The organism is Streptomyces sp. NPDC107454 (genome assembly GCF_055582885.1).
This window is the reverse complement of the sequence record NZ_JBVJPA010000004.1, coordinates 64,429-90,910: the sequence shown is the minus strand read 5'-3', so window position 1 is coordinate 90,910 and position 26,482 is coordinate 64,429. Positions and strand designations below refer to the sequence as shown.

Sequence of the window (26,482 nt, the reverse complement as noted above, 5' to 3'; positions counted from 1 at the left end):
GCGCCCTCCCAAGGCTGTTGTCGGTGCTGGTGGTCATCTGGCCGCCTCGGTCAGTGGCTCGGCCGCGCTGTTGCGGACGGTGCCCCAGCGCTCGGCCGCGGACTTGTGGATGTACCAGATGTCGTCCTCGGTGAGCAGTTGGGAGACGACTTCCGGATAGGCCTCCTCGAAGTACGTGTACGGGGGCCTGTTGTCCTTGCGCGAGTGATAGTCCAGTCGGTCCTGGCCGTGTGCGGCGGTGATCGCCGTACCCGGATGGTAGGTGAGGATGTTGGGGCTGGCCATGACGAGCAGTTCGTCGTCGATCAGCCGGCCGATCTGCTCGATCGTCTCCTCGATGGTCTCCCGGCTCTCGCCGTCCAGACCGAAGAGGACCGAGCTGCCGACCCGGATGCCGTGGCCCCGGATGATCGCGAGTGCCTCGCGCACCTTGCCCACCCAGGCCTCGGGGTTGCGGCGCAGCAGGTTCTTGCCCACGTGGGCCATCACGCTCTCGGCCATGCTCTCGATGCCGATGTAGATGTAGGTGCAGCCGCTGCGGCGCATCAGTTCGAGCGCGGCGTGCACCTCGTCGGCCTTGGCGCGGTTGAGCACCACGTCGACGGTGAGCTGTCCGCCCCACTCCAGGCGGGTGCCCCCGGGCAGGTCCGTGCCCTGGCGCAGCAGGTCCTGGCAGAACTCGGTGATCGCCTTCCAGTTCCCGCCCCAGAACACCGGGTCGTCGAAGAACACGGCTTCGGCGCCCCAGTCCATGAGCCGGCGGACGCGCTGTGCCACGTGCTCGGTCTCGCTCACCGCGAAACGGGTGGGCCGCTGGGAGACCTGGATGCTCTCCGAGCAGAAGGTGCATTTGAACGGGCAGGAGTCCAGCGTCATCATGTGCGCCGTACGGCTGCCGAGGGGGTGGCTGCCCGCCTCGGTGAAGACTCCGAAGCGCGCGCGGATGGAGAACGCCTCGTACGGCGAGGGGAGTTCGGCCGAGCCGAGTCGCTCGCCCCGCACCGGCACCACCACCGCCTCATCGGGGCATAAGCCCACGATCGTGCCCGAACCGCGGAGTGTTTCCCCGGCGCCTGCGACCAGTGCAAGGGCGTCGAGCACCGCTGCGTTGTCGGTCGGACCGAAGCCGGGCGTGACCGTCAGCGAGAGGGCGCGCAGCAGCAGGTCAAGCAGGGGTGCGCCGTCACCGGCGACCACGAAGTCGACGACCTGGGCCGCGCGGCCGTCGCGGACGACCTCCACCGTGCTGCTCCAGGAGAAGTCCGCCGTGCCGTCGGCATCGCGGTACTTCATCGTTTCGTCGGCGTGCCGGCCGCCGAGGACGACGACGCAGTGGGGCGCGTGGACCTTGGCCAGCTCGGCCATCTCCAGGGCGTACCGGTGCGCCGCCGACACCGCGCTGAGCAGGAGGACCTTGGGCTGGAGCGCGCGGAGCTCGGCGATGAACCGCTCCTGGGCCACCTCGTCCCAGATGCGGGGGTCGAAGACGTGGCCGTCGGTGGTCCGGCTGTCGGCGATCAGTGTGGTGCGCGGCCCGTTCGCCGTGCGGCGGTAGTCGTCGTCCGGGCAGTGCCCCCAATCGGGGCAGACGTCGTCGAGGGACGGCTCCTCGGGCAGCCCCGCGCTCAGGCGGGCCACCGAGCGCTGGATGGTGAGGGTCAGGGCCGAGTACAGGCACATCGGATCACCCGGATAGGCGACCTCCCCGCCCCTGCTGGTCGCCACCGGGACCAGTGCCGCCATGACCGGATAGGTGAACCGGGCCTCGCCCGGGTGCGCCGTGAACAACCGGCGCCGCCGGACGACGAGTTCCGTCACTTTCCCGTCCGATGCCGCCGCGTCCGGACGGTGGGGCTTCAGCGGGGTACGAATCGTTGTCCTCACGTGTGATTCCCCGGCGCGATCAGATCGCGGCGATGAGGTTCGCGACGCCACCGTTCGACGCCGGGCTGGTCACGAGCGAGGTGGTGTCGCCCAGCTTGCGGTAGGCATGGGTGGCCAGGCAGGCCCGGGCCACGTCGGCGAACTCGGTGTTCGCCTTGTGGGTGGCGATCTCGTCCACGACGGAGACATCTCCCGACTGTGCCGCGAGCCGAAGCCGCCGCTCGAAGTCGATGAGTTCGCGCGCGGCCTCCCGCCCGCCGTCCGGGGTGCCCGGGAACGCGGGCAGCGCCACGGCCTCCACCGGCGCTTCGGTGACCTTCCGGGCCAGCTCCACCTCGTTCTCGTAGAAGTGGAAGGTGCCCGACTGGTGTATGTACGGGCCGCTCGGGACGTTCAGCAGCGAAGCCGCGTACTGCTGCATCCCCATGAAGAGGAAGGCGTCGTACGGCAGGACCGTCAGCGCCTGCTGGGCTCGCATGACAGTGATCCAGGTGAGCGCTCCGTCGCGGAGGAAGAGGTGGACGCCCACGGCGCACGGGTACTCCCGCGACTGGCGGAAGTTGTCCTCGGGCTGCAACACCAGGGCGAAGGCACGCCGGTGGGCGGGGTCGCGCTCGATTCGGCCGACCACTTCCTCCAGCTGGTTCCCCCTGGAGGTCAGCAGCCGATGGCCGAAAGCACCACTCAGCGTGTGCTGGTCGTCCGAGTACTCATGGGCGCCGCGGCGGTAGTACGCCGGGGTGTCGACGTCGTTGCGGCCGTCCAGGGACCAGGCGAGCAGACCGAAGCAGTAGGAGAGATTGACCGGAAGGTGCGGGGAGACCGCGAGACAGGAAGTCGGGTCGGCGATACGGGTCTGGTAGGCCAGGAGTTCGCGGTACGGGCGGTCGTTCTGGCCGAAACCCGATGCTTTGGAGAGCGGATCGCGCACCGAGTCCACGTCATTGCCGTCCGCGAGTACGTCGCGCAGCCCGGCCGTGTAGGAATCCGCGAACGATTGATAATTGGCCATGACATCTTCCCCGTTTCTGGTGATAGACGAAAAACTCGCCACCTGCCTTCAAACCGGACAAAGCGACATCCGTGGCGAGCTCGGTTCCAATCGAGTAGAGCGTTGAAGATCTTCGTTTGTCAATGACGTTTTCAATTCCCTGACGAAGGGAAATACGTCCAGGTCGGGCGGAGGCGAGTCGGTGTTGACATCGGCGACTTGGTCTCTGCATGATGACCGGCGGCCAATGGGGCCTGCCCACACACGGGGGTGGCAGATCAAGTGACAGGCCGGATTTTGTTAAACCCTTGGCGCCTCTCTCCACGCTGGCGCATCGGGATCGGCGCGATAATCGTCGCCATCACTTACGGGGGGCTGATTTCAGCCAAACCCGATTCCGTGCACGGCGGCGTGGGCGGTCCGGCCGCCCTCCTCGCCCTGTGCGGTTACACCCTCGGGGCGATGCTGATCGTCTCCGGCGCGGTGGCCGGGCTGCCGACGACGACCGTGGCCCTGCTGCCGGTGGCGATCACCATCAACATCGTGATGGGAAAGATCGTCTACTTCAGCGGCCTGCCGCTCCAGCTCGACTCGATCGGCACCGTGCTCGTCGGCGTCCTGGCCGGACCGGCGGCGGGCGCCGCCACCGGGGCTCTGGCCAGCATCGTCGTCGGGATGACCATCACTCCCGGAGCTCTGCCCTACGCGGTGACCGCCGCCCTGATCGGCTTCATCGCGGGAACCCTGGCGCGGGCCGGCTGGTTCCGGCGCCTGCCGACGGCCCTGCTCGCCGGAGGTGTGATCGGCGTGGCCGCCGGCATCGTCTCCGCCCCCATCACCGCCTTCGTCTTCGGCAACGCCGGCGGCACGGTGGGGCAGTCCGCCGTCATCGCGACGTTCCAGGCCTACGGAAACAGCATGCTGAAGGCCGCCAGCCTGCAAGGGCTGGTCGCGGACCCCCTGGACAAAGCGCTGACCGTCGCACTGGCCCTGACCCTGCTGGCAGGCCTGCCCTCCGGCTATGTGCACCGTTTCCCCTTTGTGCAGCAGCATCGGGTACTGGCGGTTCACCGCCTGATGCCGAGAAGGGCGTGACCCGCATGGACATATCCCCACACGCGACCGACGACTCCCCCGTGCACCGGCTGAATCCGCTCACCAAGCTGACCTTCGCGGTCACCGTCACCGTATCCGCATTCGCCCTCACCATGACCTGGTGGCCGCTGCTGCTCTTCTGCGCCACGGTACTTCCCATGGTGGGAATTTCAGGAACCCTTCGTAAATTCGTGCCGATGCTTCTTGCCCTGTGGGTGCCCGTCGCGCTCACGGTTTACCTGATTCAGGGCTTTTTTTATCCGGACACTCACCGAGTGGTTGCTGAAATCGGCCCTCTGGCATTGAAATATGAGGGCCTGGTTTTTGCCACGCAGACCGCACTGCGTCTCCTGGCACTCATGGGGGGATTCTTCCTGCTTCTCCTCACCACGCAACCCGGCGCGCTGATGAGCGCGATGACACAGCGCGGCATGTCGCCGAAGACTGTCTACGTCGTCTCGGCGGCCCTGCAGATCGCGCCCGCCCTCACCACCCGGGCCCAGGGCATCATGCACGCCCAACAGGCGCGCGGCCTGCCGGTCACGGGGCTGGGCGGCCGGGTCCGGGCCCTGGTTCCGATGGCCGGGCCGCTGATCCTCGGTGCCCTCACGGAAGTGGGGGACCGTGCGGTGGCCATGGAGACCCGGGGTTTCGGCACCACCCGCCGCCCCACGTATCTGACGGAGGTGCCGGACACCGCGGCACAACGGGTCGCCCGGACCGTCATGGGACTGTGCGCGCTCACCGCCGTCGTCACCAACGTACTCGGAGTGCTCCGGTGATCGAATTCAGGGACTTCTCCCTCACCTATCCGACCGGTTCCCGACCCGCCCTCCAGAACATCGATCTCGTTGTGCCGCGTGGCCAGTTCTGTGCCGTGGCCGGTGCCGACGGCGCGGGCAAGACCACCCTCGCGGGAGTCATCAGCGGCGTCGTCCCGCAGATGACCGGCGGCGAGACCACGGGGTCGGCACGGGTGGGTGGGCGGCTGTTGGTAAAGACGCAGCCGTCCGAACTCGTCGGCGAAGTCGGCCTGGTCATGCAGAATCCGTTCAACCAGCTGTCGGGAGCACGGTTCTCGCTGCGCGAGGAGCTCGCCTTCGGTCTGGAGAACCTCGGCGTCGAGCGGTCCGAGATGATCCGACGCGTCGATCGCGTCATGGCCGACCTGAGGCTCACCGCCCTGGCCGGCCTCTCCCCGTACGAAATCTCCGGTGGGCAGCAGCAACTTCTGGCCATCGGATCGGCGTTGGTGATGAGGCCCGCCGTCATGGTGCTCGACGAGCCGACCTCACAGCTCGACGCGGTGGCGGCCGGCGTGGTGTTCGAGGCGCTGGAGACCCTGCGGGCGCAGGGCGTCACCGTCATCCTCTTCGAGCACCGGCTGGAACGACCGGCCCGGTGCGCGGACCGCGTCCTGATCCTGAACGAGGGGCGCATCGCCGCGGACGGGCCGCCGGCCGATGTCCTCACCGACCCCCGGCTCGCGGAGTGGGGAGTGGCCCCGCTGCGCTACACCACCGCCGCACGCCGCGCCGCCGGGCGCGGCCTGTGGGAGTCGGACCGTGCGCTGCCGGTGACCCTGGAGGCGGCCACGGAAGGATTCACCGCCTCGCTCAAGAGCACGCGAACCGCCGGAGGCATGTGATGGTGCTGCGCGTCGACTCCCTCTCCCATCGCTATCCGAACGGAACGACCGCGCTCGCGGACGTCTCGCTGACCGTCAGAGCCGGCGAACGTGTGGCGATCGTGGGCCCCAACGGGGCGGGCAAGAGCACGCTGGCCCGGCACCTGATCGGCATCGCCCGCCCCACGTCGGGAACGGTCACGGTGGACGGTCGCGATGCCGCCGGACTCGACATCGCCGAGCTGGCCCGCAGCGTGGGCTTCGTGTTCCAGAACCCGGACGACCAGCTGCACGCCTCCACGGTGGCCAAGGAGGTCGGCTTCGGCCCCCGCAACCTCGGCTTCCCCGCCGACCGCCGGACCGCCCTCACGCAGTGGGCACTGCAGGTCACCGGTCTGACCGGGGAGGCGAACAGCCATCCCCGTCATCTGTCGTTCGGCGAGCGCAAACGGGTCGCCTTCGCCTCGGTCCTCGCGATGGACACCCCGATCATCGTCCTGGACGAGCCCACCACAGGCCAGGACCACCGCTCCGTCGTCCTGCTCGAAGAGCTCATCGCAGACCTGCACGAACGGGGAAGGACGATCCTGGCCATCACCCATGACACGGACTTCTGCGCGGAGAACTTCGACCGGGTCGTCGTCCTGTCCGAAGGCCGCGTGCGGTGGGACGGTCCTGTGGAGCGCTGGCTGGAGGGAGACAGGAGTCCGTCCACGTCCGCCTTCGAACAGCCCCAGATGGCCCGGCTCGGCCGACGACTCGGCTGGCCGACCCCCGTGGCCACGGTCGACAGCTTCCTGGACCAGCTGACCGACCACGCCGCGGCTCGCTGAAGTCGCGGGCGCCGTCGGCGTTCTTCTCCACGCTCGCGCCCTGGCTGCCGAACGCGACCGTGCGTACGGCGAGTTCCGTTCCAGCGGAGCCCCGGCGACCGTCTGTGCACCCGCCGTTCGGCGGGAGGCGACCCGCGCCGCCACCGAACGGGACTCGGCGGCCGTGTCTGGAGCGCGATGCCCCGGGCAGGGTCACTGAGTTGCCGGTGGGTGGAGAGCGGTCGCGCGCCCCGCCGAGGCCCGACGCCAGGCCGCCCGCGACCTCACCGCCGCGGCCGCCGTGGGCGCCCTCACCGTCGACGTCGGCGACCGCTACCCGCTGGAGGACATCGCCCAAGCCCATGACCGCGTCGACGCCGGCGGCCGGGGCAGGGTGCTGGTGACCGTCCCCCACTGACCGTCACGGGACGGCCGGTGGGACGGCCGAGGGGACGACAGGCCGCCCAGCCGTCAGGCCGTCTTCACCGCCTTCATCGTGAAGTGTGAGGTGACGTTCTTGATCCGCGGGATGGTCATCACCTGCCCGCTGAGGAAGGTCTCGTAGGCGGACAGATCCGCGACCGCCACCCGCACGAAATAGTCCGGGCTGCCGAACAGCCTCCTCAGCTCGATGACCTCCTCGGCCTGCGCCATGGTCCGCTCGAAGCGTTCGACCGTCTCCGCGTCCTGGGCTTCGAGGCTGAGGTCGATGAGCACCTCGAAGGAGCGGCCCACGGCGACGGGGTCGATGACGGCCCGGTAGCCGCGGATGACACCGTCGGCCTCCAGCCGCTGCACGCGCCGCAGGCAGGGCCCTGTCGTGAGCCCGACCCGCTGCGCCAGCTCGACATTGGTCAGCCGCCCGTCCCGCTCCAGCTCGGCAATGATTGCCAGATCGATCGCATCCACGTCAGAAGATTGCACCCCAGACCCTAAGGCGCGCAATCTTCGCAACCACATGGCGCGCGTTTTCCGGGACGATAAACACATGCACCACGACGTTCCGTCCCGCGCGGCCCTACCGGAAGCCGCCCCGCTCGCGGCCCGGGCTCCCGCCGAGCGGCGCCGGCAGATCACCCTGGGAGTCCGCGACTCCTTCTCCGCAGGCCTCGGGATCTTCCCCCTGGGTATCGCTCTCGGCCTGCTGATCATGCAGGCCGGCCTGCCCTGGTGGCTCGCCCCCGCCCTGTCCCTGGCCGCGTTCGCCGGCTCCCTGGAGCTGCTGCTGGTCGGCATGATGGCCACCGTCACCCCACTGGCCGCGGTCGCGCTGACCGTCCTCGTGGTCAACTTCCGGCACGTCTTCTACGCCTTCTCCTTCCCCCTCCACCTGGTCAAGCACCCCGTCGCGAAGGCCTACGCCGTCTACGCCATGATCGACGAGGCATACGCCGTCAACGCCTCCCTGTCCGAGGCGGAACGCTCGGCGCCCCGGCTGCTGGCGATGCAGATCGCCTGCGAGACCTACTGGGTCGGCGGCGGTCTGGTGGGGGTCGCTCTCGGCGCCGCGCTGCCCGCGCCGATCAAGGGCCTGGAGTTCGCCCTGTGCGCCCTGTTCACCGTGCTCACCCTGGACGCGTTCCGCTCCCGCAGCGAACTCCCCTCCGTCCTGCTCGCCGGTGCCGGCGCCGCGCTCGCGCTCGTACTGACCCCGGGCCTCGCCATGTTCACCGCGCTGCTGGTCTTCGTCGGCCTGCTCCTGGTGCGCCACACGCTCACCACTCGCCGACCCGCCCGGGAGACCACCGATGCCTAGCACCTCGTATCTCATCGCCGTCCTGGCGATCGTCTTCACTCTCACCTTCGCCCTGCGCGCGCTGCCGTTCGCGGTGCTGCGCACCCTGCGCGGCTCGGCGCTGGTGCGGCAACTGTCCGTGTGGATGCCGGTCGGCATCCTCGCGATCCTCGCCGTGACGGCCCTGCACGGCACGATCACACGCGACCCGCACGGAACGGGGTACGCGCTGTTCGCGGTCGCCGTCACCATCGGCGTCCACCTGGCCTTCGGCCGCCGCACGATCCTGAGCGTGGGCATCGGCACCGCCGTCTACGTCGTCCTGCTCAATACTCTGTGATCAGCCCTGTGATCAGCCCCGCGAGCCGCCCGAGGAGAAACGTCCGTTGAACACCGGCACCCCGGTCCCCGACAGCTACTACGAGCGCATCGACGAGCACCGCTACAAGCCGACCACCCACGCGGGCGGAGCCTGGGACCCCGACGAACAGCACTTCAGTCCGCTCGGCGGACTCGTCGTCCACGCCATCGACCGTCATCTGGCCGGGCGGCCGGACACCGGCCTGGTCCTGTCCCGGATCAGCTACGACATCCTGGGCCGACCCGCCCTCGACGAGTGCGAGATCCGGGTGGAGACCATCCGCCCGGGCCGCACCATCGAGTTGCTCGAAGCCGTCGTGCTCATCGCCGACCGGCCCGTGGTCCGCGCCCGTGCCTGGCTCCTCGCCACCCTCGACACCTCCGCCGTCGCCGGCGGGCCCGACGACCGGCTCACCCCTCCCGAGGCGCTCACCCCGTGGGCGATGGCCTCGCTGTGGCCCGGCGGATACATCGCCTCCCTGGACGTCCGCCCGCTCGCACCGCCCCAGGCGGGCCGTACGACCGCCTGGATCTCCACCCGTCACGCCCTCGTCGCCGACGAGCCCAGCAGCACGCTCGCGTCCTACCTCGGCCTCGTCGACACCGCCAACGGCATCGCCGTACGGCAGCCGCCCACCGTCTGGATGTACCCCAACGTCGACCTGACGGTCCACCTCCACCGCCAACCCGAGGGCCACTGGACCGGCCTGGACACCACGGTCACCTTCGGCCCCACCGGCCAAGGACTCACCAGCACCGTCCTGCACGACCTCAACGGCCCGGTCGGACACGCACAACAGATCCTCACCGTCCGCCCCATACCGGGCCAGTGATCACGGGCGCCGCCTGTTCGTGGCTCGGAAGCGGGGCGGTTACTTGTCGATCTGGAGCACCGCCATCATCCCCGCGTCCTCATGGTTGAGGATGTGGCAGTGCAGGACCGTCTTGCCCGGATAGTCGAGGAATCGGATACGGACGACCATGTTTCCGCGTGCAGGGACGTCGACGGTGTCCCGCAAGCCGTAGTTGACCTGCGGCTTGCCGTTGATGCTCATCACCTGGAAGTCGTTGGTGTGAATGTGGAACGAGTGGACCTCGTCGCTGTCGTTCTTGATCGTCCACTCCTGGACGGTGTTGAGCTTGGCCCGGAAGTCGATGCGGTTGTGGTCGAACTGCTTGTGGTTGATGTAGAAGAGCGTGCCCGCCTTGTTCTCCGTGAAGATGACCGTCTTGCGTGCCGCGACGGCCTCCTTCGCCAGGTCGTCCACCGGGGCGAAGGCTGTGGGCAGGGCCGCGGGCCGCATCGGTTCACCCTCGGACCGGACCGTGGCCAGTGTCGCCTCGGGGAACTGGTTTCCGGCCTTGCCGGAGTTGTACGGCAGGGTCCGCAGTTGCGACAGGCCGGCCTTCGGGCCCTGTACGAGCACGTCGTAGCGGGCACCGGCCGGGATGACCATGGAGTCGACGGAGTAGACCCTGTTCACCGGGTAGCCGTCCTGGGCGACAATGTGGAACTCGGTGCCCGGTAGCGTCACTTTGTAGAAGATGTTGGCCCCGATGTTCGCGAGACGCCACAACTGGGTCTCGCCGGGCCTGATCCGGATCCGTGGGTTGAGCTGCCCGTTGACGGTGCGTGTCGTGGGTGCACCGATCTTGAGATGCGAGGTCTTGATCTGGTCGCCCACGAGTTGGAAGTCCTTGAGCGCGACGGTGTGTTCCGTGATCCCGCGGAGCGGAGCGGGCAGATACGTGTCGAGCCCGTCCACCACGATCAGGCCGGACATGCCGCCGGCGGTCTGGGGGGTGGAGAGCGTGTGCGGGTGCGGGTGGTACCAGTACGTGCCCGGCTCAAGGCTCTTGGGGAAGGTGTACTCGTAGGTGAACGTCTTCCCTGGCTCGACCTTGAGGAAGACGTTGTCCGCATGCCCGGCGGGCGAGACGTGCATGCCGTGGACGTGCAGATTCGTCTGTTGGTCGAGCTTGTTCTCGAAGGAGATCTCCATCCGGTCCCCCGGCCGCAGACGCAGCGTGGGCGGCATGTACATCCCGTTGTACGTCAGGGCCCACAAGTCGCGGCCTGCCAGGCGCACCTTCTTGCGTTCGACGACGATCCTGGTCCTCAGCAGTCCGTTCCTGCTCACGATCTGCACGGGGTCGCGCAGATCCTGCGTCGTCGGCGCGGTGAGGGCCGGCGACGGGGACACGGTCTGCAGGGGACCCGTCGACGCCTCCGGATGGCCGAGTGCGCTCATCTCGGTGTGCGTCGTACACCCCGCAGCCAGTGCGAGTGCGGCAAGTGCGGATCCGATGACGGTACGGGTGCGGCGGGCATGTGCGGACAAGCTGAACTCCCCTGCATGGCACATAGGGAAAACGGGCGGCCGTGAGCCGTCATCATGCATCGGAAAATCATGCGAAATCGGTCACGACCCCAATGAACTTCGATTCGGCTCAGGGCCGCATGGTCAGGCGGTCAGCTCCGTCTGGGCCGGGGCCACGGTCATGGGGGCGTGGCGGATGTACCACTCGGTGGCGAACAGCCGTACCCGCGCCCCCGGCGAAAGACCGGCGATCACCCCCGGCAGAGCTCCCCGCACGACCTCGGAGCGGTGCGCCAGTACGGCGGCGATCTTCCGCTCCATCCAGGGGCCGACATCGACAGTCGCGGTGACCTGTTCGTCCGGAACGCTGTACACCGTCTTGCGCGCACCGATCGCGTCTCTCAGCGCCGGCACGGCCGAGTGCGGGTGCGTGGCCAGGTAGAGGGCACGCGGCTGCCAGGGGGGCCCGGCATCCGGGTAGAGCAGCCCAAGCCCTGCCGCTTGGGCAGCGAGCATGGTCACCCGATGGGTGTGGACGTGGTCCGGATGACCGGACAGCCCGCCGTAGGCGTCATGGGTGACCATGATGTCCGGGCGGAACGCGCGGATGTGCGTCACCAGCCGGCACACCGCCTCGTTGAGCGGCGCCTCGCAGAACCGCACGCAGCCCGGGGCCGACTGCGGTACACGCGCGTCGGCGTAGCCGAGCATCCGCGGTGTGCCGGCGCCGAGGATCCGCAGCGCCTCGGCCAACTCCGCGGCCCGCGGGGTGTCCGCGGCCCAGGTCGCCGTGACCACCGCGGTGCGCGCGCCCGCGGCTGCGTGACGGGCGAGCACGCCGCCTGCCGACAGTGACTCGTCGTCCGGGTGCGCGAAAACCGCGAGCAGGCTCGGCACGGGCATGGGCAGACCGCCTTCCGCGCGAAGGAGACCCGATCGTACGTCCCCCAGGGCGGCGCGCTACCGGCCTCCGGCCTGCCGCCGAGTCCCTGCCGCCGAGTCGCGCCGTGGGCGGCCTGGTCGAGGGCCCGTGGCGCAATCCGCGGGGCGGCGTCGCGCCTTTCGGTCTCAGTCGGCGACGAGCATGGACGGAGCACCCGGTGGCATGTTGAACGGCGTGACCACCTGGATGGCCGAGGGCAGCGGCGGTCCGTCGTCGGGGAGTGCCTTGTGGGCGCGCATGACGATCTGGCAGGCGCGGCGCATGTCCTGGCGCAGGTCATGGTGGAGGACGGCGGACAGGCGGCGCTCGCGCAGCAGGCGGGTGTTGTCGTGGTCGAGGTCGTGGGCGATGAACGCCTCGCACTCCCGCCCGAGCGCGTCGAAGGCGTCGAGGGTGGCGAGGTTGCCCCCGCCCACGGAGTAGACGGCGATGATGTCCTCGTCCCGCTTCAGCGCCTCCAGGACGAGATCGTGCTGGGTGGCGTCCAGGCCGTCGCTGTCGGTGACCTCCACCAGGGAGCGTCTGGGGTCGGCGAGGCGCATCGCGCTGCGGAAGCCCATCTCGCGTTCCTCCTCGCCCCGGAAGGAGCCCCGGCTGATGGTGGTGAGCACGTTGCCGGGCCGCTTGCCCAGCCACTGTCCGAGGAGGTAGGCGGCGGTGGCCCCGGCCGCGCGGTTGTCGATGCCGACGTACGCCAGGCGCGCGCTGTGGGGCAGGTCGGTCACCAGGGTGACGACGGGGATGCCCGCCGCGACCAGCCGACCGACCGCGGCCGCGATCTCCGGCTCGTCGGGGGCCTTGAGGATCACGCCCTGCGTACCGCTCTTCGCGATCTTGTCCAGGGTGCCGATCAGTTCGGCGGGAGGGCAGGTCTCGCGGAAGTGGAAGCGCGAACGTACGAGAGCGGGATGCAGAGAGGGCAGTTCGGCTTCGAGTGCGTCCCGTACCGCGGTGGAGAACCGCTCCGGAGTCTGCATCACGATGTCGATCATGAAGGTGCGGCCGCCGAGCCGGACCTGGCTCTGCTGGCGATCCAGGTCCTTGATGGCTTCGTGCACCTCCCTGACGGTGCTCTCCGTCACGTTGCCCCGCTCGTTGAGGACGCGGTCGACCGTGGCTGTGCTCAGTCCGGCCTGCCGGGCGATTTCCCTGATCGGGTAGCGGTGTCGCATGACTGATCCCAAGAGCCGATGATGCATTTTTGATGTACTGACAAGCATTGAATGATGGATTGATGGGCTCAAGACTGGCAGAAATGCACGGACTGCGAAAGGACCCGGATGTCTCCCACAGCCGCAGCAGCGCGGACCTGGCTGACCGAGGCGGACTGCGATCTCGACGCGTTCCGCTCGCTCGTGGAGCAGCGCACCGACCCCGCCGACCACCCCTCGGCCGAGCGGGTCGAACAGAACGTCCCGCTGTACGACAGTGATCGGCTCCGCGCTCTGGCGATCTCCCCGGAGGGCCGTCGGAGCGTGCAGGACGAGTTGGCCGGGGCCCTGTCAAACGGGCCGGGCATCGTGGTCCTCAAGGGCGCCTTTGGGGACACGGCCGTGGTGGACGCGGCGTCCGAGGCCTTCCGCTCGCTGATCGAGGAGGAGCGTGCGAGCGGCACGGCCCGCGGCGACCACTTCGCCAAGCCCGGCGCCAACGACCGCGTCTGGAACGCCCTGGACAAGGTGGCCGTACGGGCGCCCGAGGTGTTCGCCGACTACTACGCCAACGACATCCTGGAGCTGATCGCCGAGGCCTGGCTCGGCCCCGCCTACCAGGTCACCTCACAGGTCAACGTGGTCAACCCGGGAGGCGCGGCGCAGAACGTCCACCGCGACTACCACCTCGGCTTCCTCTCCCAGGAGCGCGCCGCGGCCTACCCGGCGCATGTCCACCGGCTCTCGCCGGTGCTGACCCTGCAGGGCGCGGTGGCCCACTGCGACATGCCCGTCGAGTCCGGCCCGACCCTCTACCTGCCGCACTCGCAGAAGTTCGAGCCCGGCTATCTCGCCTGGCGACTCCCGCGGTTCGTCGAGTACTTCGACGCCCATCACGTCCAACTCCCCCTGGAGAAGGGCGACGCGGTCTTCTTCAACCCGGCGCTCTTCCACGCCGCCGGGCACAACCGTTCGGCCGGCATCAGGCGCATGGCCAATCTGTTGCAGATCTCCTCCGCCTTCGGCCGCGCCATGGAGTCGGTGGACCGTGAGGCGATGGCGAACGCGCTGTTCCCGGTGCTGTTGCGCCGTAAGTCCGAGGGCGTCGCGGAGGACTGGCTGCGCCGCGTGATCGCGGCCACCGCCGAGGGCTACCCCTTCCCCACCCACCTCGACCTCGACCCGCCGGTGGACGGTCTCGCCCCGCCCTCCCAGGCGGACACCGTCCGGCAGGCCGTCGCCGAGGAATGGGACCCCGAGCGGCTTCGCCAGGAACTGCGGGCGGGCGCCAAGCGCCGCCGGAGCTGACAGCGACACGGCACTCAGGGGACTTCCCGAGGACAAGGCCGTCCTCGGGAACGGCGGCAGCCAGGGTGTCGGCGCGGGCATCGTGCGGGCCGCCGCAGGGGAAGGTGCGGCCGTCGTCGGCATCGGCTCCCGCCACGTCCACGGCGGGCCGCCCCGCCCGGCGCCGTACTCCGTGGCCAAGGCCGCTCTCGCCGGCCTGACGCGCGAACGCCGCCCCCTCCCACCGCTGGGACCAGATGGTCTTCGGCGGCCAGGACCGAGCCGCCCTCGGGCAGAAGGAGCACGCCTCTCATGCGCATAGGAATCATGGGGCTGGGCCGCATCGGCGCCTTCCATGCGGAGACCCTCGCCGGGCTGGACGGGGTGGACTCCCTGGTGGTCACCGACCCGGTGGCCGCGACCGTCGCCACGGCCACCGAACGCTTCGGGGCCACCGCCACCGACTCTCCCGAGGCCCTGCTCGCCGCCGGCGTCGACGGCGTCGTGATCGCCGCCACGACCGACGCGCACCCCGGCCTCATCCTCGCCGCCGTGAAGGCGGGCATCCCCGTCTTCTGCGAGAAGCCCGTGGCCCGCGGGGTCCAGGAGAGCCTGGAGGTGCTGCGTGCGGTGGAGGGCAGCGGCGTCGAGGTGCAGATCGGCTTCAACAGACGCTTCGACGCGGGCTGTGCGGCCGCGCGCCGGGCCGTGCTGAGCGGTGAGCTCGGCGACCTGCACAGCGTACGGTCGACCACACTCGACCCCGCCCCGCCGCCACCCGCCTACGTGGCCCTCTCCGGCGGCATCTTCCGCGACTGCGGCGTACACGACTTCGACATCGTGCGCTGGGTGACCGGCCGCGAGGTCGCCGAGGTCTACGCGATCGGTGGCAACCGCGGCGCGCAGTACATCCGTGCGGCGGGCGACGTCGACACGGCGTCCGCCCTGCTCACCCTGGACGACGGCACCATCGCCGTCATCTCCGCCTCCCGTCACAACGCCCGCGGTCACGACGTGCGTCTGGAGCTCCACGGCATGAAGGACAGCATCGCGGTGGGCCTGGAGGACAGGCTGCCGCTGCGCTCCGTCGAACCGGGCGCCACCTTCCCGGCCGGAACGCCGCACACCTTCTTCATGGACCGGTTCGCCGCCGCCTACCGGGCCGAACTCACCGCGTTCACCGAAGTCGTCGCCGGCCTCCGTACCTCCCCCTGCACGGTCGCGGACGCCGTCGAGGCGAGCTTGATCGCCGAGGCCTGCACCCTGTCCCTCCGGGAACACCGGCCCGTACGACTCGAAGAGGTGCGCAAGTGACGACGGACGAACCCCTGCGGATCGGAGTCCTGGGCGCGGCCCGGATCGCCGAGCTGTCGATCGTGGGACCGGCCCGGGCGACCGGCCACCGCCTGGTCGCGGTGGCCGCCCGCGACCGCGACCGTGCCCAGGCCTTCGCCGCCGCGCACGGCGTGGAGCGGGTGATGGGCTCCTACGCCGAGCTCGTCGCCGACCCGGAGATCGAGGTCGTCTACAACCCGTTGGCCAACAGTCTGCACGGGCCGTGGAACCTGGCTGCCCTCCAGGCCGGCAAACACGTCCTCACCGAGAAGCCGTCCGCGAGCAACACGGCGGAGGCGACCGAGGTCCACGAGGCCGTCGCCAAGGCGGGCACGGTGTTCATGGAGGGCTTCCACTACCTGTTCCACCCGGTCACCCGGCGCCTTCACGAGCTGCTGGACAGCGGGGAGTTGGGCGACCTCCGCCACGTCGAGACCATGGTCGCCATGCCCGCACCGCCGGACGACGACGTACGGTGGCAACTCCCGTTGGCGGGAGGCGCGTTGATGGACCTCGGGTGCTACAGCCTGCACGCCCAGCGCATGCTCGCGCCGTGGGCAGGCGGGGCGCCCCGGCTGGTCACCGCGCGCGGCGGGGAGAAGGCTCGGTCGGCGGGAGTCGACGAGTGGCTGGACGTCGATCTGGAGTTCCCGGGCGGCGCCACGGGCAGCGCCCGCTGCCACATGGCCCACCACACATGGCAGATGAGCTGCCGCGTCGTGGGCTCACGCGGCGAAGCCACGGCGGTGAACTTCGTACAGCCGCATCTGGACGACCGGGTCGTCGTCCGTACGGCCGCCGGTGAGCGCACCGAGGAACTCGGCCGCCGGTCCTCGTACACCTACCAACTCGAGGCCTTCGCCGCCCACCTGCGGCGCGGGACGCCGCCAGTACTCGACGCCGACGACGCGCTGACCACGACGCGGCTCATCGACGACTCCTACCGGGCGGCCGGGTTCCCGGTACGGCCACGTACGGTCCTGCCGGCCACGGCATGACGAAGAGCGAACGGGAGAGGGCGGTCCGGTCCGGTACGGCCCTCTCCCCTTCCCTTTCCATGTGCGGCCCCCCGGTAGAAGGCGGGCCGCTCGATCAACTCGGCCTCCACACGTCGCCCCTCCCGCTGAAAGAGCATGCAAGTGGCCGCCGCGACGTTCAGACGTGAGGCTTGTCGGGTGTTCCGCGGCTGGGCCATGCGATGTCGTCAACGGCGAGAAACAGCTCGCCGGCCACGGTCGCGGGGGTTGCCCCGGTGAACGCCATGACGTCACGGTGCAGGTGGGACTGGTCGGCGTAGCCCGCGTCGGCCGCGACTTGGGCCGCACCCTCACCCGCGACCAGACGGTGGGCGGCGTGGTCGAAGCGGGCCAGCCTCACGGCGCGCTTGGGCGGCAGGCCGAGCTGCGACCGGAACCGGGACCACAGGCGCTTACGGCTCCATCCGACCTCGGCCGCGAGTCCGTCGACCCGGGCCAGGCCACGGCTGCCGATGATCCGGTGCCAGGCCCAGGACACCTCCGGGTCCACCGGCGGCCCCGCCTCATACCGGCGGGCGAGCAGCGCGTCCGTCAACGCGAAGCGATCCTGCCACGACGGGACGTTGCCCAGTCGCTCGCGAATCCGGGACGCCTCCCGGCCCCACAGGTCGCCCAAGGACACGACGGCGCCATCGAGGTCGGCGGGCGAGGCGCCCAGAACCGCGCGTGCGATCACCGGGGACAGGCGCACCTGCACGCACTCGACGTTCTCTCCCCACGCCCGGACCGCGCCTCCCGACCCGAACCCGGGCCCGGCGACCATGCTTCCCCGCTGTTGCCGCCCCGCGGCACAGTCAACGACGGGCGAGCCGGCGCCGAACTCCAGGAGCAGGGTCACGGCCGGGTGCGGAACCATCCTGAGCGCGTCCAGTTCACGGACACGGAACCCGGCCATCGTGACACCGGCCACCCGGCTGGGACGCTGCGGGCATGCGACGTCCCACAACGCCGCACCGTGCATGAAAGTCCGCACCCGCCCATGCTACGTGAGCCGGTTGACGGGAACATTTGTCCAATCCGCCGGTGGGTCCCGACGGCGACAGTGGGCGCATGACTGTTTCTGACGGCGGACCGCACATGAAGGGCGGCGCCGAGGCCACCGAGAGTTCGACCCTGTCGCTGGACGACGGCGACATCCACGTATGCCAGGACGGCCCCCGCGACGCCCCCGCACTGCTGCTCATCCACGGGACGGCGTCCTCGACCCGCTCGTGGAATCCGATGGTTCCGCTGCTGACGGGATCTCACCGCGTCATCCGGATCGACCTGCTCGGGCACGGCCGGTCGGCCAAACCGGCCGACCGCAGCTACGCGCTCCCGGACCAGGCACGCCGGGCCGGAGCGGTACTGGACCGGCTCGGCGTCGAGCACGCCGTGGCCGTCGGTCATTCCAGCGGCGGCGTGGTCGCCACCGCCCTCGCCGAACAGCGGCCCGGCCTTGTGACCGCGCTCGCGCTCATCAACACCGGACCGGGCCTGGACGCCTTCATCGCACCGCAGTCCGCCGCAGTCGGACTCGCGCAGTGGCCGCCGACCGACGAGCAGATCCGCCGGTTCGCGAGCACCGGCTTCAGCCGAGCGGGCTACCAGATCCCACCAGAACTTCTGGACGATGTGCGCGGTATGACCCACCACACGCTCACCACAACGATGCAGTCCACCCGCGACTACCTGGAGCAGCAGGCACTCCCGGACCGGCTGGCGGCCCTCGGCAAGCCGCTGCTGGTGATCTTCGGCGAGGAAGACCGCCGGTGGCGATCCTCATCCGCCGCCGACTACCGCGCTGTTCCGGGCGCGACAGTCGAGTTGCTGCCCGGTCTCGGACACTCACCCATACTCGAGGATCCCCCGCGGACCGCCATCCCCCTGCTGGCCTTCACCACGATCCACGCCGTACGGGTGGACTGAATGACAAGGAGGGGTGCCATGCGGATTCTCGTCTCCGGCGCCGGCGTCGCCGGTCCGGTGCTGGCGTACTGGCTCACCAGGCACGGCTTTTGCGTCACAGTCGTTGAGCGCGCGCCGACTCCGCGCAGGACCGGCGGCCACGCGGTCGACCTGTTCCGGCCCGCGATGAACATCTCGGAGAAGATGGGTGTGCTCCCGCGCATCGAGGAGCGGGCCATCGGGACCCACCGGATGACTGTCCATCGGGAGCGCGCACGGCGTCCCGTCCGGGTGGACCTCTCCAAGATCTTCAGTGCCACCTCCGACCGGCACGTGGAGATCATGCGCGACGACCTGACCGAGATCTACTACGATGCCGCGCGCGACGACGTCGAGTACATCTTCGGTGACTCGATCACCGCGATCTCGCCCGACGGCGAGGTGCGGTTCGAGAACGCAGCGCCGCGCCGCTTCGACCTCGTCGTCGGCGCGGATGGGCTGCACTCCACCGTGCGCCGCCTCGGGTTCGGCAACGAGTCCCGCTTCAGTGCCTTCATCGGGGCCTACCTCGGGGTCCTGTCCCTGCCGAACGGCTCCGGGCTCGACGGCGAGCTCCTCATGCACGTCGGCGTCGGCCGCACTGCCGGCATGTACGGCGCGCGGCACCTCGGCGACGCGCGGGCGTTGTTCCTGTTCCGCAGCGAGCGCGAGCTCGACTACCACCACCAAGACGTGCCCCGGCAGAAGGAGTTGCTGCGCAGTGCGTTCGACGGCATGCACCCTGACGTGGACCGCTGGCTGAGCGAACTCGACCGCACCCCGGCGTTCTACTTCGACTCCATCACCCAGCTCCGCACGGACACCTGGTCGCAGGGGAGAGTGACGCTCGTCGGCGACGCGGGCTATTGCCCCGGCCCGGCCGTCGGCGGCAGCACCAGCCTGGCCGTCGTCGGCGCGTACGTCCTCGCCGGAGAGCTGGCACGGGCGGACGGCGACCACGAGCGCGCCTTCCCCGCCTACGAGCGCGCGATGGCGGAGCACGTGCGCGGCAGCCGCTCGGCCGCGCTCAGCGCGGCGAAGACCCTGATCCCCACCTCACGTCTCGGCGTGCAGGGACTGGCCCAGGGCGCCCGCCTGATCTCCGCCCTGCCCGCGGGGCCCAGCCGCGCCCTCCTCCGCCTCACCACCAAGAGCGCACGCCTCTACGACTCCATGGCCATCGACGACTACCCACCGTCACCCACCACATCGCGAGGCCGGGCCGACCTCGCGAGCGACCCCGGAGGCGGGCTCGGGACGGAGTGAGAAGCGCTCACCGCCCTGCTGCCGGCCCGGCTCGCGGAACTGGCGAAGAAGCAGTCCGCACGCCTGACGTGCACCGGGGGCCGGTCGGAGCCACACTCCCCGGAGTTGTGCCCTACTCAGCCCAGGGTTCGAAGCCGGTCTGGAGAACGGCTCCGAGGGACGTGCGCAGCTGAGCTGCGTCACCGGTTCCGAAGCGCTCCTCGAACTGGGCTTGCACGGCTTGCCACAGCGGCAGCGCCGCCTTCACTCGGGCGAGGCCGTCCGGCGTGAGCGCAACGATCCGTGCGCGGCGGTCGACGGCCGATGGTTCGACGGTCACCAGGCCCTCCCGCGCGAGCGGCTTGAGGTTCGAGGCCATCGTCGTACGGTCCATGGCGATCATGTCGGCAAGGGTGGTGATCGTCACTTCTCCGTGGGCGCTGAGCTTCTGCAGGATGCTGAACTGCGTTGCACGAAGACCGACCGGGGCCAGGGCCTTGTCGTAGGTCGCGCCGAGGTACCGGGCCGCCTTGCGTAGCGCCAGGTTGTTGCACGGGTCGTCGCGATTCGTTGACGGAGCGGTCATCGTTTACTCCAGAGCTTCACCCCCCAGGATACGAGCATGTACTCGCATCTGCGAAGGGGCCCCTCCCCACCATCTGTGCGCGTGGCACTCACCGGACTGAAGGGCCGCGCATCCACATGCGCGCCACCAGGCTGAGCGACGGCGGCCACGATGACGGCGCGGCGGGAGGAGCAACCTCCGCCGGCCGTGGAGTAATGGTCAAGACCAGTGGATCAGTTAATTGCTTCAGCTTGCGTTGGCGGCGCGGCCTGAAGGTGCGGGAGAGCCTCGGCTGCGGTGTAGGAGGAGGCGAAGGTGAACGCGTGGGGGGACGGCCCGTGCGCCCGCAGGTCCGCCAGCCGCTCCAGGGCCTCGTCAACGGTCGGAAGGTGGCCGACGGGGACCCACCAGAGCACCAGGTGCGCCTCGACGTGCCGTTCAAACCATTCGCGGCGCCGCTGCATGGCCTCCAGGTGCCCGCTGCGGTAGGTGAAGTCCCACAGGGCTTCCTGCGTCTCCCACACCGACAGGGTGACGATGACGTCGTCGCCCGCCGGGCGCAGGCCGGTGGCGTCGGCCGCCCCCTCCTCCACGAGCCGCCACACGAAGCCGGGCGCGGCGTCGGCGGAGGCGTTGACCGGGTCGAGCATCTCGACGAACGGCGCCGTGCGCGGGTCGTCAAGGGGGTGTCGGAGCGTGGCGACGTTGAGGTGGGCGAGGTGGGCGGCATGCACGGATGCGGTCATGGCCTCATCCCAGCATGGCCCCCATTTCTATGTCAATCAATGTTGTTTTTAGAATTCTCGACCACTACGCAGCACTCCCCCGGCCGGGGGTCCATGCGGGCGCGGACGGGGCCGTCCGTGCCGAACAGCCCCTCCAGCAGCGCGAGATTCATGCCGCAGACCAATGGCGGGAAGCGTTCGGCGACGGCATGGAAGGGGCAGTTGCGCATCCGCACGACACTCGCGGCCGCCCCCGACACCCCTTTGGCGTCTTCGGCGCCTTCCAGGTGCGGCTCGTAGCCGCGGGCGGCCAGCATCTCCATGGCCTCTTCAAGACCACCGCAGGGCGCCGCGGAGCCACGCAGAACCTCACCCCGGCGGCGCGCCGCCGCACACAGCCCGGCATCCAGCCCGGCCTGCTCGGCCGCCTCAGCGAGCAGCTCGGCGGCAGTGAGGTAGTCGCGGGCGGGCAGCGACACCGACAGCTCCGCCCGCGCCCGCGTGTACACCTTGGCGGGACGGCCCGCCCCCGGCCCCGAGCGGCCCGACAGACGGCGGCTGCCGCTCTCCAGCAGCCCGACCTCGGTCAGCCTGTCCAGATGGTGCGCAGCGAGCGTGCGCGCAACCCCGGCCGCCTCGGCGGCCTCGTTGCGCCCGACCTCACGGCCCTGCGCCGCCACGTACTCGTACAGGCGGCGCCGCACCGGATCCTGCAACGCCGCGATCGCGTCAATGTCCTCCACCCGGCCATTCTAGGAACAACACAGGTTGGAGATAGAACGGCGGACCCGACCCCGGCCAGTGCGCCCGGCTCACGTGGACTGTCTGGGATGCAGGTGGCGTGACCTGATCCAAACCGCGCACCAGCGACTCGGCGGCCCGATCGTCCTGGTCCGGGACAATCTCAACACCCACCTGACGGCCGGAATGCGCCGCTACGTCGCCGACCGCGACTGGCTCACCGTCTACCAACTGCCGCCCTGCGCACCTGACCTCGACCCCGTCGAGGGTGTCTGGTCCGTGCTGCGGCGCACCACGTTGGCCAACCGGGCCTTCGCCGGCCCCGACGACCTGATCACCGCCGATCCGCCATGACGGCATCACACATTGCGGGTCAGTAGCAGGACAAACGATTGGGGTTGGGCGACACGCCTGACCATCACGCAACACAAGGCACTGAACATGCAACATGAGGCGATATCGCGTATTCGATCTCTCTGTAGGAGGAAATGTCATGGCGGGCAAGCCCAGCATTGTCTTCGCCCACGGACTCTGGGCGGATGGGTCATGCTTCAACAAGCTCATCCCCACGCTCCAGGCTGAAGGCCATGAGGTCTTCGCCTCACAGCACGGCCTCGACTCGCTCGAAAGCGACGTCGCGTGCGTCAACTTCACGCTCAACCACGTCCCCGGCCCGATCGTGCTGGTCGGTCACTCCTACGGTGGGACCCTGATCACCAAAGCGGGCACCCACGACCGCGTCGGCGCTCTGGTGTACATCGCCGCGCTCGCCCCGGACGAGGACGAGACGTCGCAGGAACAGCAGGACAAATTCCCCCGCACGCCCATCTTCGAGCACGTGGACGTCGCTGACGGCCGCGTGTGGCTCAAGCCCTCGGGCGTCCCGCATTTCTGCGGCGACCTCCCGGAAGCGGAACAGAAGCTCGTCTTGGCGACGGGCGCTGTGCCAGTGGCGGACCTGTTCAATCAGCAGGTTCCCGGCACCGCCTGGCGGACAAAGCCGAGCTGGTACATCGTCGCCAACAGCGACCACACCGTGCACCCCGACCTGGAGCGGTCTGCCGCCGAGCGCATGGGCGCCGATATCCGTCCCGTGGACAGCAGCCACGTTCCCATGCTCTCGCATCCCGACTTCGTCCTCGACGTGATCCGTGATGCCGCGAAATCCCTCAACGCATAGGCCACGCCGACAACGACCGCAGCACCGCACGCAGGGAGGCGACCCCCGGACCGAGCGGGCCGCCTCCTTGCGACGACATCACGCTTTCACGTTCAGTAATCGTCGAGGCGCACGGCATCCCGCTCGCGGCAATCACCACCGGCGGTAACCGCAACGACGTCACCCAACTGATCCCGCTGATCCAGGCCGTCCCACCGATCCGCGGCAAGCGCGGCCGGTCACTGCGCCGCCCCAAGTATCTGTACGCCGACCGCGGCCATGACCACGAGGTCTACCAGGACAAGGTCCGCCGGTTCCAGATCACCCCGAGCATCGCCCCGCGCGGCACCGGGCACGGCTCCGGCCTGGGCGTGTACCGCTGGGTCGTGGAAGGAGCGATCGCGCTGCTGCACTGGTTCCGCCGCCTGCGCATCCGCTGGGAGATCCGCGACGACATCCACCACGCGTTCGTCACCCTCGGCTGCGCCGTCATCTGCCGGCGACAACTGCGCACCGCACTTTGTTGAGAGTGAGGGCAAGCGATGCGCCCCAGGGTATGTCCTGCTCGATGCGTCAGAACGCACTCGCAGCAGTCGGACTCGCGCAGCCTCACATCCGGGATCTCAGCACGTCGACCTCACAGCCCGGCGCGGACGGGTCGAAGCCGTGCTCGACCAGCCAGCGAACCCCCAGCAGGCTTCGCAACGACCACCACGCGCGGATCACGTCGAGGTCGACGTCGGTGCCATAACCGGCGATGACGTCGTCGAGGTGCTCCTCGTGTCCGAGCGTCAAGGTGGCGAGGTCGAACAGGGCATCACCCCGGCCCGCCTCGGACCAGTCGATGATGCCGGTGACCTCGTCGCCGTCGACGAAGACGTGCTCGATCTGCAGGTCGCCGTGCGTGAACACCGGAGTCCACGGCCGGATCGCGGCCTCGGCGACCTGGCGGTTGCGGGTGACCAGGTCGGCGGGCAGGACGCCGTTCGTCACGAGCAACTCGCACTCGCCGTCGAGTTCCGCCACCAACTCGTCGGGACCCCGACGGCGCCGGCCTGCCCAGGGCGGCAACGGCGCCTCGTGCAACTGCCGGATGGCGGCACCCGCCGCAGCCCACGCCGCCGACGACGCGGTCGACGGCTCACCGAGACGGCCGAGCACCGTCCCCGGGACGGCGGCGATCGCGAGCACGGGCGGCTTGCGCCACAGGATCTCCGGTGTCGGGACCGGCACCAAGGCCATCGCCTCGACCTCGACGTCGATGCGCGCCTGATCGGCGTCCACCTTCAAGAACACGTCGCCGACACGCAGGGTCGCGCGCTCGGAATGGGCGACCACCACTTTGACCTCATCCATGGGCGACCAGTATCCCGGGATGATCGCCGACGTCGCCGGGATTATCGCGTGCGATTACGCGGCTGACCGCGTCCCGCAACTACTACTCGGCGACGTGCGCCACCACCGGCCCGGCCACCCTGGCCAAGCGCATCACCTCGACCTGGTCGTCCTCGGCCATCACCTGGGGCGCGCAGCCGTCGACGACCACGACGGGTCAGGCGAGCATCACCGGCCACTGGGGCGGCTCCACCTGTTCGGTGAACCGGTCGAACCGGAACCTCCAGAGCATCGTGCAGGCGTGGGCGGACGGCTCCGCCAACCACGGCCTCCAGATCCGCGGCGAGAGCGAGACCGACTCCACCACCTGGCGGCGCTTCGGCTCGGCGAACCACACGACCTCCGGCTACGCGCCGAAGCTGGTGGTGACCTATAACTCGTACGCGACGACAAGCTCACTGGCGATCTCGCCGAGCACGGTGAACGCCTACTGCGGCAAGCGGTACGTGACGACCTACACCCCGACGCCGTCGGCGAAGGTGACGGACGCGGACGGCTCCACGGTCAAGGCCCACTTCGAGATCACCAACGACCCGGCGTACGCGGACACCACGTACTCCTACACCGCTACCTCGGCCTCGGTGGCCTCCGGGGCCACAGCGAAACCAACCATCCCCAGCGCAAGTCAGCTGGCCGCAGCCCACCTCCGCATGCGTGTGCGCGGCTACGACGGCGCCCGACCGCGGGCGCCGACAGGGAAGGCCAGTTGGCGATCTTCGGTCCGCAGTGGACGTCAGGCACCACGGCGGAACTCAGCGCATCCGACCGGGCATTCGTCCGCAAGACGTCGTCCACCTCATCCACCTCGGTGGCGTTGGTGGACGTCGACGGCGACGAGACCGGATTCACCGCCACTTCCTCGGGCGGCTGGAAGCCGGAGCCCGGCTCGGAGGATCTGACCCTGACCGGTTCGGTGACCGGTTCCTTCACACTGAAGGACGACGACGGCACCACCACAACGTTCGCGAAGGTGGACTCCTCGGCGACGACCTGGCAGGTCTCCAGCACCTACCTGCCGACCGGCAACTCCGCCACCAAGGTGGTCTCGGAGAAGCCCTCGGACAGCAGCACGCCAGGGCGGGTCTGACGGGTCGGCACAGTCCCCGCGACTCCCCCGGCCACGCTCGCGCGGGAGCGCCCCGCGGCGCGTGGCTGCGGGGCGCCTTGTGGGGTCTAGTCGACCGCCTGGCCGTCGTGTGTACCGCCCACGCAGGGGTTGCCCGGCAAGTCGATCCGGGGCTCTCCGCCGCCCTCCCTGCACTGAGAAGGGGTGACGTACGACGGGGCACCCTGTGCGGTGGCGGCGGAGGCGGCGCCTGTGAGGCCGAGTCCGGCGAGGGCTGCCGTGGCGATGACGGCGGCGAGGATTCGTCGAATGCGCATGTGGTTTCCCTTTCACGGATTGCCTCGGTTGGGGCACTAGCCAGTTTGATCTTCACCCATATGGGTGGCACATCATGTTGCGCCATTCGGGTGATATGGCTGTCGGGAGCGGGGCCGCTGACCCGGCCCGCCCAAGGCCTTCGCGACCGACTGGGAAGGCGGGACGGATGGCGGAGCGATGGCAGCTCCGGGGGTGGGGACGGTCTGCATGACGCGACCCGTCAGACACGCTCCAGGGCGTGTCTGACGGGTCCCGTGACGGGTCTGGCGGTGGATCCGTCAGTGAGAACGAGGACGGAGAGCAAGCTCAGCGTGTGAGCAGGCACCCAGCCGCGACGCCGAGGCAGAGCATGGCTCCGAAGAACAGGCCGACGATCCGATGCAGGCGGTACTTCCGGGTGAATACCCGTGCGCTTTTCGGCCTTTCGGGCAGGTAGGCGACCGGTACATGAGTTCCGAGGGCCAGCCCCGTCCCTGTCGTGGGGGGCCGGAACCTGACGGGTCGGCCCTGCCGGTCGGTGAACTCGATGACGGGCGTCGAATAATCGTCCGCCGACCTGTGCTCCTGGTCCACCACCACCCCCTCGGCGTGCAGCCCGTAGCGGCTCAGCCGCATCTGCAGCCGTGCCTCCCGGGCACTGGCCCACAGACTCACCAGGCCCGCCAATACGGCCAGCCCGATACCGATCGTTTGACCCGTCATCCTTGCCCTGCTCTCCCCTCGCGCAGCGCCCGCCCGGCACAGGCCGCGCATCAGGAGGACGC

Annotated in this window: 28 protein-coding genes and 4 pseudogenes; 19 read left to right on the top strand and 13 right to left on the bottom strand. The window is 69.5% G+C overall.

Annotation, left to right across the window (positions count from 1 at the left end; all coding sequences use genetic code 11):
- Positions 1 to 33: 33 nt before the first annotated feature.
- On the bottom strand, positions 34 to 1,884 hold the full coding sequence (locus tag ACZ69M_RS10595; protein ID WP_470048552.1) for a B12-binding domain-containing radical SAM protein: 1,851 nt from the start codon (positions 1,882 to 1,884) through the stop codon (positions 34 to 36).
- A gap of 19 nt (positions 1,885 to 1,903) precedes the next feature.
- Positions 1,904 to 2,896, bottom strand: coding sequence for a thymidylate synthase (locus ACZ69M_RS10590; protein WP_470048550.1), 993 nt, complete (start codon positions 2,894 to 2,896; stop codon positions 1,904 to 1,906).
- Positions 2,897 to 3,157: 261 nt separating this feature from the next.
- Here ACZ69M_RS10590 and ACZ69M_RS10585 point away from each other — a divergent pair, with 261 nt between their 5' ends.
- From ACZ69M_RS10585 to ACZ69M_RS10565, 5 genes and pseudogenes are all read left to right on the top strand, one after another.
- Positions 3,158 to 3,970 (top strand): hypothetical protein, encoded by an 813-nt coding sequence (locus tag ACZ69M_RS10585; RefSeq protein WP_470048548.1) that lies wholly within the window; start codon positions 3,158 to 3,160, stop codon positions 3,968 to 3,970.
- 5 nt (positions 3,971 to 3,975) lie between these two features.
- On the top strand, positions 3,976 to 4,752 hold the full coding sequence (locus tag ACZ69M_RS10580) for an energy-coupling factor transporter transmembrane component T family protein (protein WP_470049323.1): 777 nt from the start codon (positions 3,976 to 3,978) through the stop codon (positions 4,750 to 4,752).
- Entirely contained in the window at positions 4,749 to 5,618 is an 870-nt protein-coding gene (locus ACZ69M_RS10575) for an energy-coupling factor ABC transporter ATP-binding protein (RefSeq protein ID WP_470048546.1), read from the top strand. The genes ACZ69M_RS10580 and ACZ69M_RS10575 overlap by 4 nt, the downstream gene beginning before the upstream one ends.
- The gene (locus ACZ69M_RS10570; RefSeq protein WP_470048544.1) at positions 5,618 to 6,430 is read left to right on the top strand and encodes an energy-coupling factor ABC transporter ATP-binding protein; all 813 of its coding nucleotides are present in this window, start codon (positions 5,618 to 5,620) and stop codon (positions 6,428 to 6,430) included. Before ACZ69M_RS10575 ends, ACZ69M_RS10570 begins: the two co-directional genes overlap by 1 nt.
- Positions 6,431 to 6,659: 229 nt before the next feature.
- Positions 6,660 to 6,827, top strand: a pseudogene (locus ACZ69M_RS10565) (NADPH:quinone reductase); the annotation flags it as partial.
- A 53-nt stretch (positions 6,828 to 6,880) separates the two neighbouring features.
- Here ACZ69M_RS10565 and ACZ69M_RS10560 read toward each other — a convergent pair.
- The gene (locus tag ACZ69M_RS10560; RefSeq protein ID WP_470048542.1) at positions 6,881 to 7,318 is read right to left on the bottom strand and encodes an Lrp/AsnC family transcriptional regulator; all 438 of its coding nucleotides are present in this window, start codon (positions 7,316 to 7,318) and stop codon (positions 6,881 to 6,883) included.
- 79 nt (positions 7,319 to 7,397) lie between these two features.
- On the opposite strand from ACZ69M_RS10560, the gene ACZ69M_RS10555 reads away from it, so the two are divergent.
- Genes ACZ69M_RS10555 through ACZ69M_RS10545 form a run of 3 tightly spaced genes read left to right on the top strand, consistent with a single transcriptional unit; the run spans position 7,398 to position 9,337 of the window.
- Positions 7,398 to 8,165 carry an AzlC family ABC transporter permease gene (locus ACZ69M_RS10555; RefSeq protein ID WP_470048540.1) on the top strand — a complete coding sequence of 256 codons (768 nt, stop codon included), beginning with the start codon at positions 7,398 to 7,400 and terminating at the stop codon, positions 8,163 to 8,165.
- Positions 8,158 to 8,484 carry a branched-chain amino acid transporter permease gene (locus ACZ69M_RS10550; protein ID WP_470048539.1) on the top strand — a complete coding sequence of 109 codons (327 nt, stop codon included), beginning with the start codon at positions 8,158 to 8,160 and terminating at the stop codon, positions 8,482 to 8,484. Before ACZ69M_RS10555 ends, ACZ69M_RS10550 begins: the two co-directional genes overlap by 8 nt.
- Before the next feature lie 46 nt (positions 8,485 to 8,530).
- Positions 8,531 to 9,337: a thioesterase family protein gene (locus tag ACZ69M_RS10545; RefSeq protein ID WP_470048537.1), complete on the top strand. Its 807-nt coding sequence runs from the start codon at positions 8,531 to 8,533 to the stop codon at positions 9,335 to 9,337.
- A gap of 39 nt (positions 9,338 to 9,376) precedes the next feature.
- On the opposite strand, the gene ACZ69M_RS10540 is transcribed toward ACZ69M_RS10545, so the two are convergent.
- From ACZ69M_RS10540 to ACZ69M_RS10530, 3 genes are all read right to left on the bottom strand, one after another.
- On the bottom strand, positions 9,377 to 10,846 hold the full coding sequence (locus ACZ69M_RS10540) for a multicopper oxidase family protein (RefSeq protein ID WP_470048535.1): 1,470 nt from the start codon (positions 10,844 to 10,846) through the stop codon (positions 9,377 to 9,379).
- Between the two features lie 123 nt (positions 10,847 to 10,969).
- Entirely contained in the window at positions 10,970 to 11,728 is a 759-nt protein-coding gene (locus tag ACZ69M_RS10535; protein ID WP_470048533.1) for a PIG-L family deacetylase, read from the bottom strand.
- A gap of 165 nt (positions 11,729 to 11,893) precedes the next feature.
- Positions 11,894 to 12,940 carry a LacI family DNA-binding transcriptional regulator gene (locus tag ACZ69M_RS10530; protein WP_470048531.1) on the bottom strand — a complete coding sequence of 349 codons (1,047 nt, stop codon included), beginning with the start codon at positions 12,938 to 12,940 and terminating at the stop codon, positions 11,894 to 11,896.
- A gap of 108 nt (positions 12,941 to 13,048) precedes the next feature.
- Here ACZ69M_RS10530 and ACZ69M_RS10525 point away from each other — a divergent pair, with 108 nt between their 5' ends.
- The 3 genes from ACZ69M_RS10525 to ACZ69M_RS10515 all read left to right on the top strand — a co-directional run bounded on the left by ACZ69M_RS10525 (position 13,049) and on the right by ACZ69M_RS10515 (position 16,539).
- Entirely contained in the window at positions 13,049 to 14,227 is a 1,179-nt protein-coding gene (locus ACZ69M_RS10525; RefSeq protein ID WP_470048529.1) for a phytanoyl-CoA dioxygenase family protein, read from the top strand.
- A 291-nt stretch (positions 14,228 to 14,518) separates the two neighbouring features.
- Positions 14,519 to 15,520, top strand: coding sequence for a Gfo/Idh/MocA family protein (locus tag ACZ69M_RS10520; protein ID WP_470048527.1), 1,002 nt, complete (start codon positions 14,519 to 14,521; stop codon positions 15,518 to 15,520).
- On the top strand, positions 15,517 to 16,539 hold the full coding sequence (locus ACZ69M_RS10515; RefSeq protein ID WP_470048525.1) for a Gfo/Idh/MocA family protein: 1,023 nt from the start codon (positions 15,517 to 15,519) through the stop codon (positions 16,537 to 16,539). Before ACZ69M_RS10520 ends, ACZ69M_RS10515 begins: the two co-directional genes overlap by 4 nt.
- Positions 16,540 to 16,696: 157 nt before the next feature.
- On the opposite strand, the gene ACZ69M_RS10510 is transcribed toward ACZ69M_RS10515, so the two are convergent.
- Entirely contained in the window at positions 16,697 to 17,551 is an 855-nt protein-coding gene (locus ACZ69M_RS10510) for an AraC family transcriptional regulator (protein ID WP_470048522.1), read from the bottom strand.
- Between the two features lie 77 nt (positions 17,552 to 17,628).
- On the opposite strand from ACZ69M_RS10510, the gene ACZ69M_RS10505 reads away from it, so the two are divergent.
- Together ACZ69M_RS10505 and ACZ69M_RS10500 are read left to right on the top strand one after the other, a co-directional pair.
- On the top strand, positions 17,629 to 18,486 hold the full coding sequence (locus ACZ69M_RS10505; RefSeq protein WP_470048520.1) for an alpha/beta fold hydrolase: 858 nt from the start codon (positions 17,629 to 17,631) through the stop codon (positions 18,484 to 18,486).
- Between the two features lie 18 nt (positions 18,487 to 18,504).
- Positions 18,505 to 19,770 (top strand): FAD-dependent monooxygenase, encoded by a 1,266-nt coding sequence (locus ACZ69M_RS10500; RefSeq protein ID WP_470048518.1) that lies wholly within the window; start codon positions 18,505 to 18,507, stop codon positions 19,768 to 19,770.
- Positions 19,771 to 19,882: 112 nt separating this feature from the next.
- On the opposite strand, the gene ACZ69M_RS10495 is transcribed toward ACZ69M_RS10500, so the two are convergent.
- The 3 genes from ACZ69M_RS10495 to ACZ69M_RS10485 form a co-directional block, all read right to left on the bottom strand.
- A complete protein-coding gene (locus ACZ69M_RS10495) occupies positions 19,883 to 20,335 on the bottom strand; it encodes a MarR family winged helix-turn-helix transcriptional regulator (RefSeq protein ID WP_470048516.1) in 453 nt (150 codons plus the stop codon).
- Between the two features lie 212 nt (positions 20,336 to 20,547).
- The gene (locus ACZ69M_RS10490) at positions 20,548 to 21,060 is read right to left on the bottom strand and encodes a DUF3291 domain-containing protein (protein ID WP_470048514.1); all 513 of its coding nucleotides are present in this window, start codon (positions 21,058 to 21,060) and stop codon (positions 20,548 to 20,550) included.
- Between the two features lie 32 nt (positions 21,061 to 21,092).
- On the bottom strand, positions 21,093 to 21,782 hold the full coding sequence (locus ACZ69M_RS10485; RefSeq protein WP_470048512.1) for a helix-turn-helix transcriptional regulator: 690 nt from the start codon (positions 21,780 to 21,782) through the stop codon (positions 21,093 to 21,095).
- A gap of 94 nt (positions 21,783 to 21,876) precedes the next feature.
- On the opposite strand from ACZ69M_RS10485, the pseudogene ACZ69M_RS10480 reads away from it, so the two are divergent.
- From ACZ69M_RS10480 to ACZ69M_RS10465, 4 genes and pseudogenes are all read left to right on the top strand, one after another.
- Positions 21,877 to 22,113: pseudogene (locus ACZ69M_RS10480) on the top strand (transposase); the annotation flags it as partial.
- Between the two features lie 160 nt (positions 22,114 to 22,273).
- On the top strand, positions 22,274 to 22,960 hold the full coding sequence (locus ACZ69M_RS10475; RefSeq protein ID WP_470048510.1) for an alpha/beta hydrolase: 687 nt from the start codon (positions 22,274 to 22,276) through the stop codon (positions 22,958 to 22,960).
- Positions 22,945 to 23,274: pseudogene (locus tag ACZ69M_RS10470) on the top strand (transposase); the annotation flags it as partial. The gene ACZ69M_RS10475 and the pseudogene ACZ69M_RS10470, both read left to right, overlap by 16 nt.
- A gap of 51 nt (positions 23,275 to 23,325) precedes the next feature.
- A complete protein-coding gene (locus tag ACZ69M_RS10465) occupies positions 23,326 to 23,466 on the top strand; it encodes a hypothetical protein (protein ID WP_470048508.1) in 141 nt (46 codons plus the stop codon).
- An 82-nt stretch (positions 23,467 to 23,548) separates the two neighbouring features.
- Here ACZ69M_RS10465 and ACZ69M_RS10460 read toward each other — a convergent pair whose 3' ends face one another.
- The gene (locus ACZ69M_RS10460) at positions 23,549 to 24,295 is read right to left on the bottom strand and encodes a phosphotransferase family protein (protein WP_470048507.1); all 747 of its coding nucleotides are present in this window, start codon (positions 24,293 to 24,295) and stop codon (positions 23,549 to 23,551) included.
- 53 nt (positions 24,296 to 24,348) lie between these two features.
- On the opposite strand from ACZ69M_RS10460, the pseudogene ACZ69M_RS10455 reads away from it, so the two are divergent.
- Both ACZ69M_RS10455 and ACZ69M_RS10450 read left to right on the top strand, forming a co-directional pair.
- Positions 24,349 to 24,645 (top strand): annotated as a pseudogene (locus ACZ69M_RS10455) (DNRLRE domain-containing protein); the annotation flags it as partial.
- 395 nt (positions 24,646 to 25,040) lie between these two features.
- Entirely contained in the window at positions 25,041 to 25,421 is a 381-nt protein-coding gene (locus tag ACZ69M_RS10450; RefSeq protein ID WP_470048505.1) for a hypothetical protein, read from the top strand.
- An 86-nt stretch (positions 25,422 to 25,507) separates the two neighbouring features.
- Here the strand turns inward: ACZ69M_RS10450 and ACZ69M_RS10445 are convergent, their stop codons facing one another.
- Positions 25,508 to 25,717: a hypothetical protein gene (locus tag ACZ69M_RS10445; RefSeq protein WP_470048503.1), complete on the bottom strand. Its 210-nt coding sequence runs from the start codon at positions 25,715 to 25,717 to the stop codon at positions 25,508 to 25,510.
- Positions 25,718 to 26,024: 307 nt separating this feature from the next.
- Positions 26,025 to 26,420, bottom strand: coding sequence for a DUF3592 domain-containing protein (locus ACZ69M_RS10440; RefSeq protein WP_470048501.1), 396 nt, complete (start codon positions 26,418 to 26,420; stop codon positions 26,025 to 26,027).
- Positions 26,421 to 26,482 lie beyond the last annotated feature (62 nt).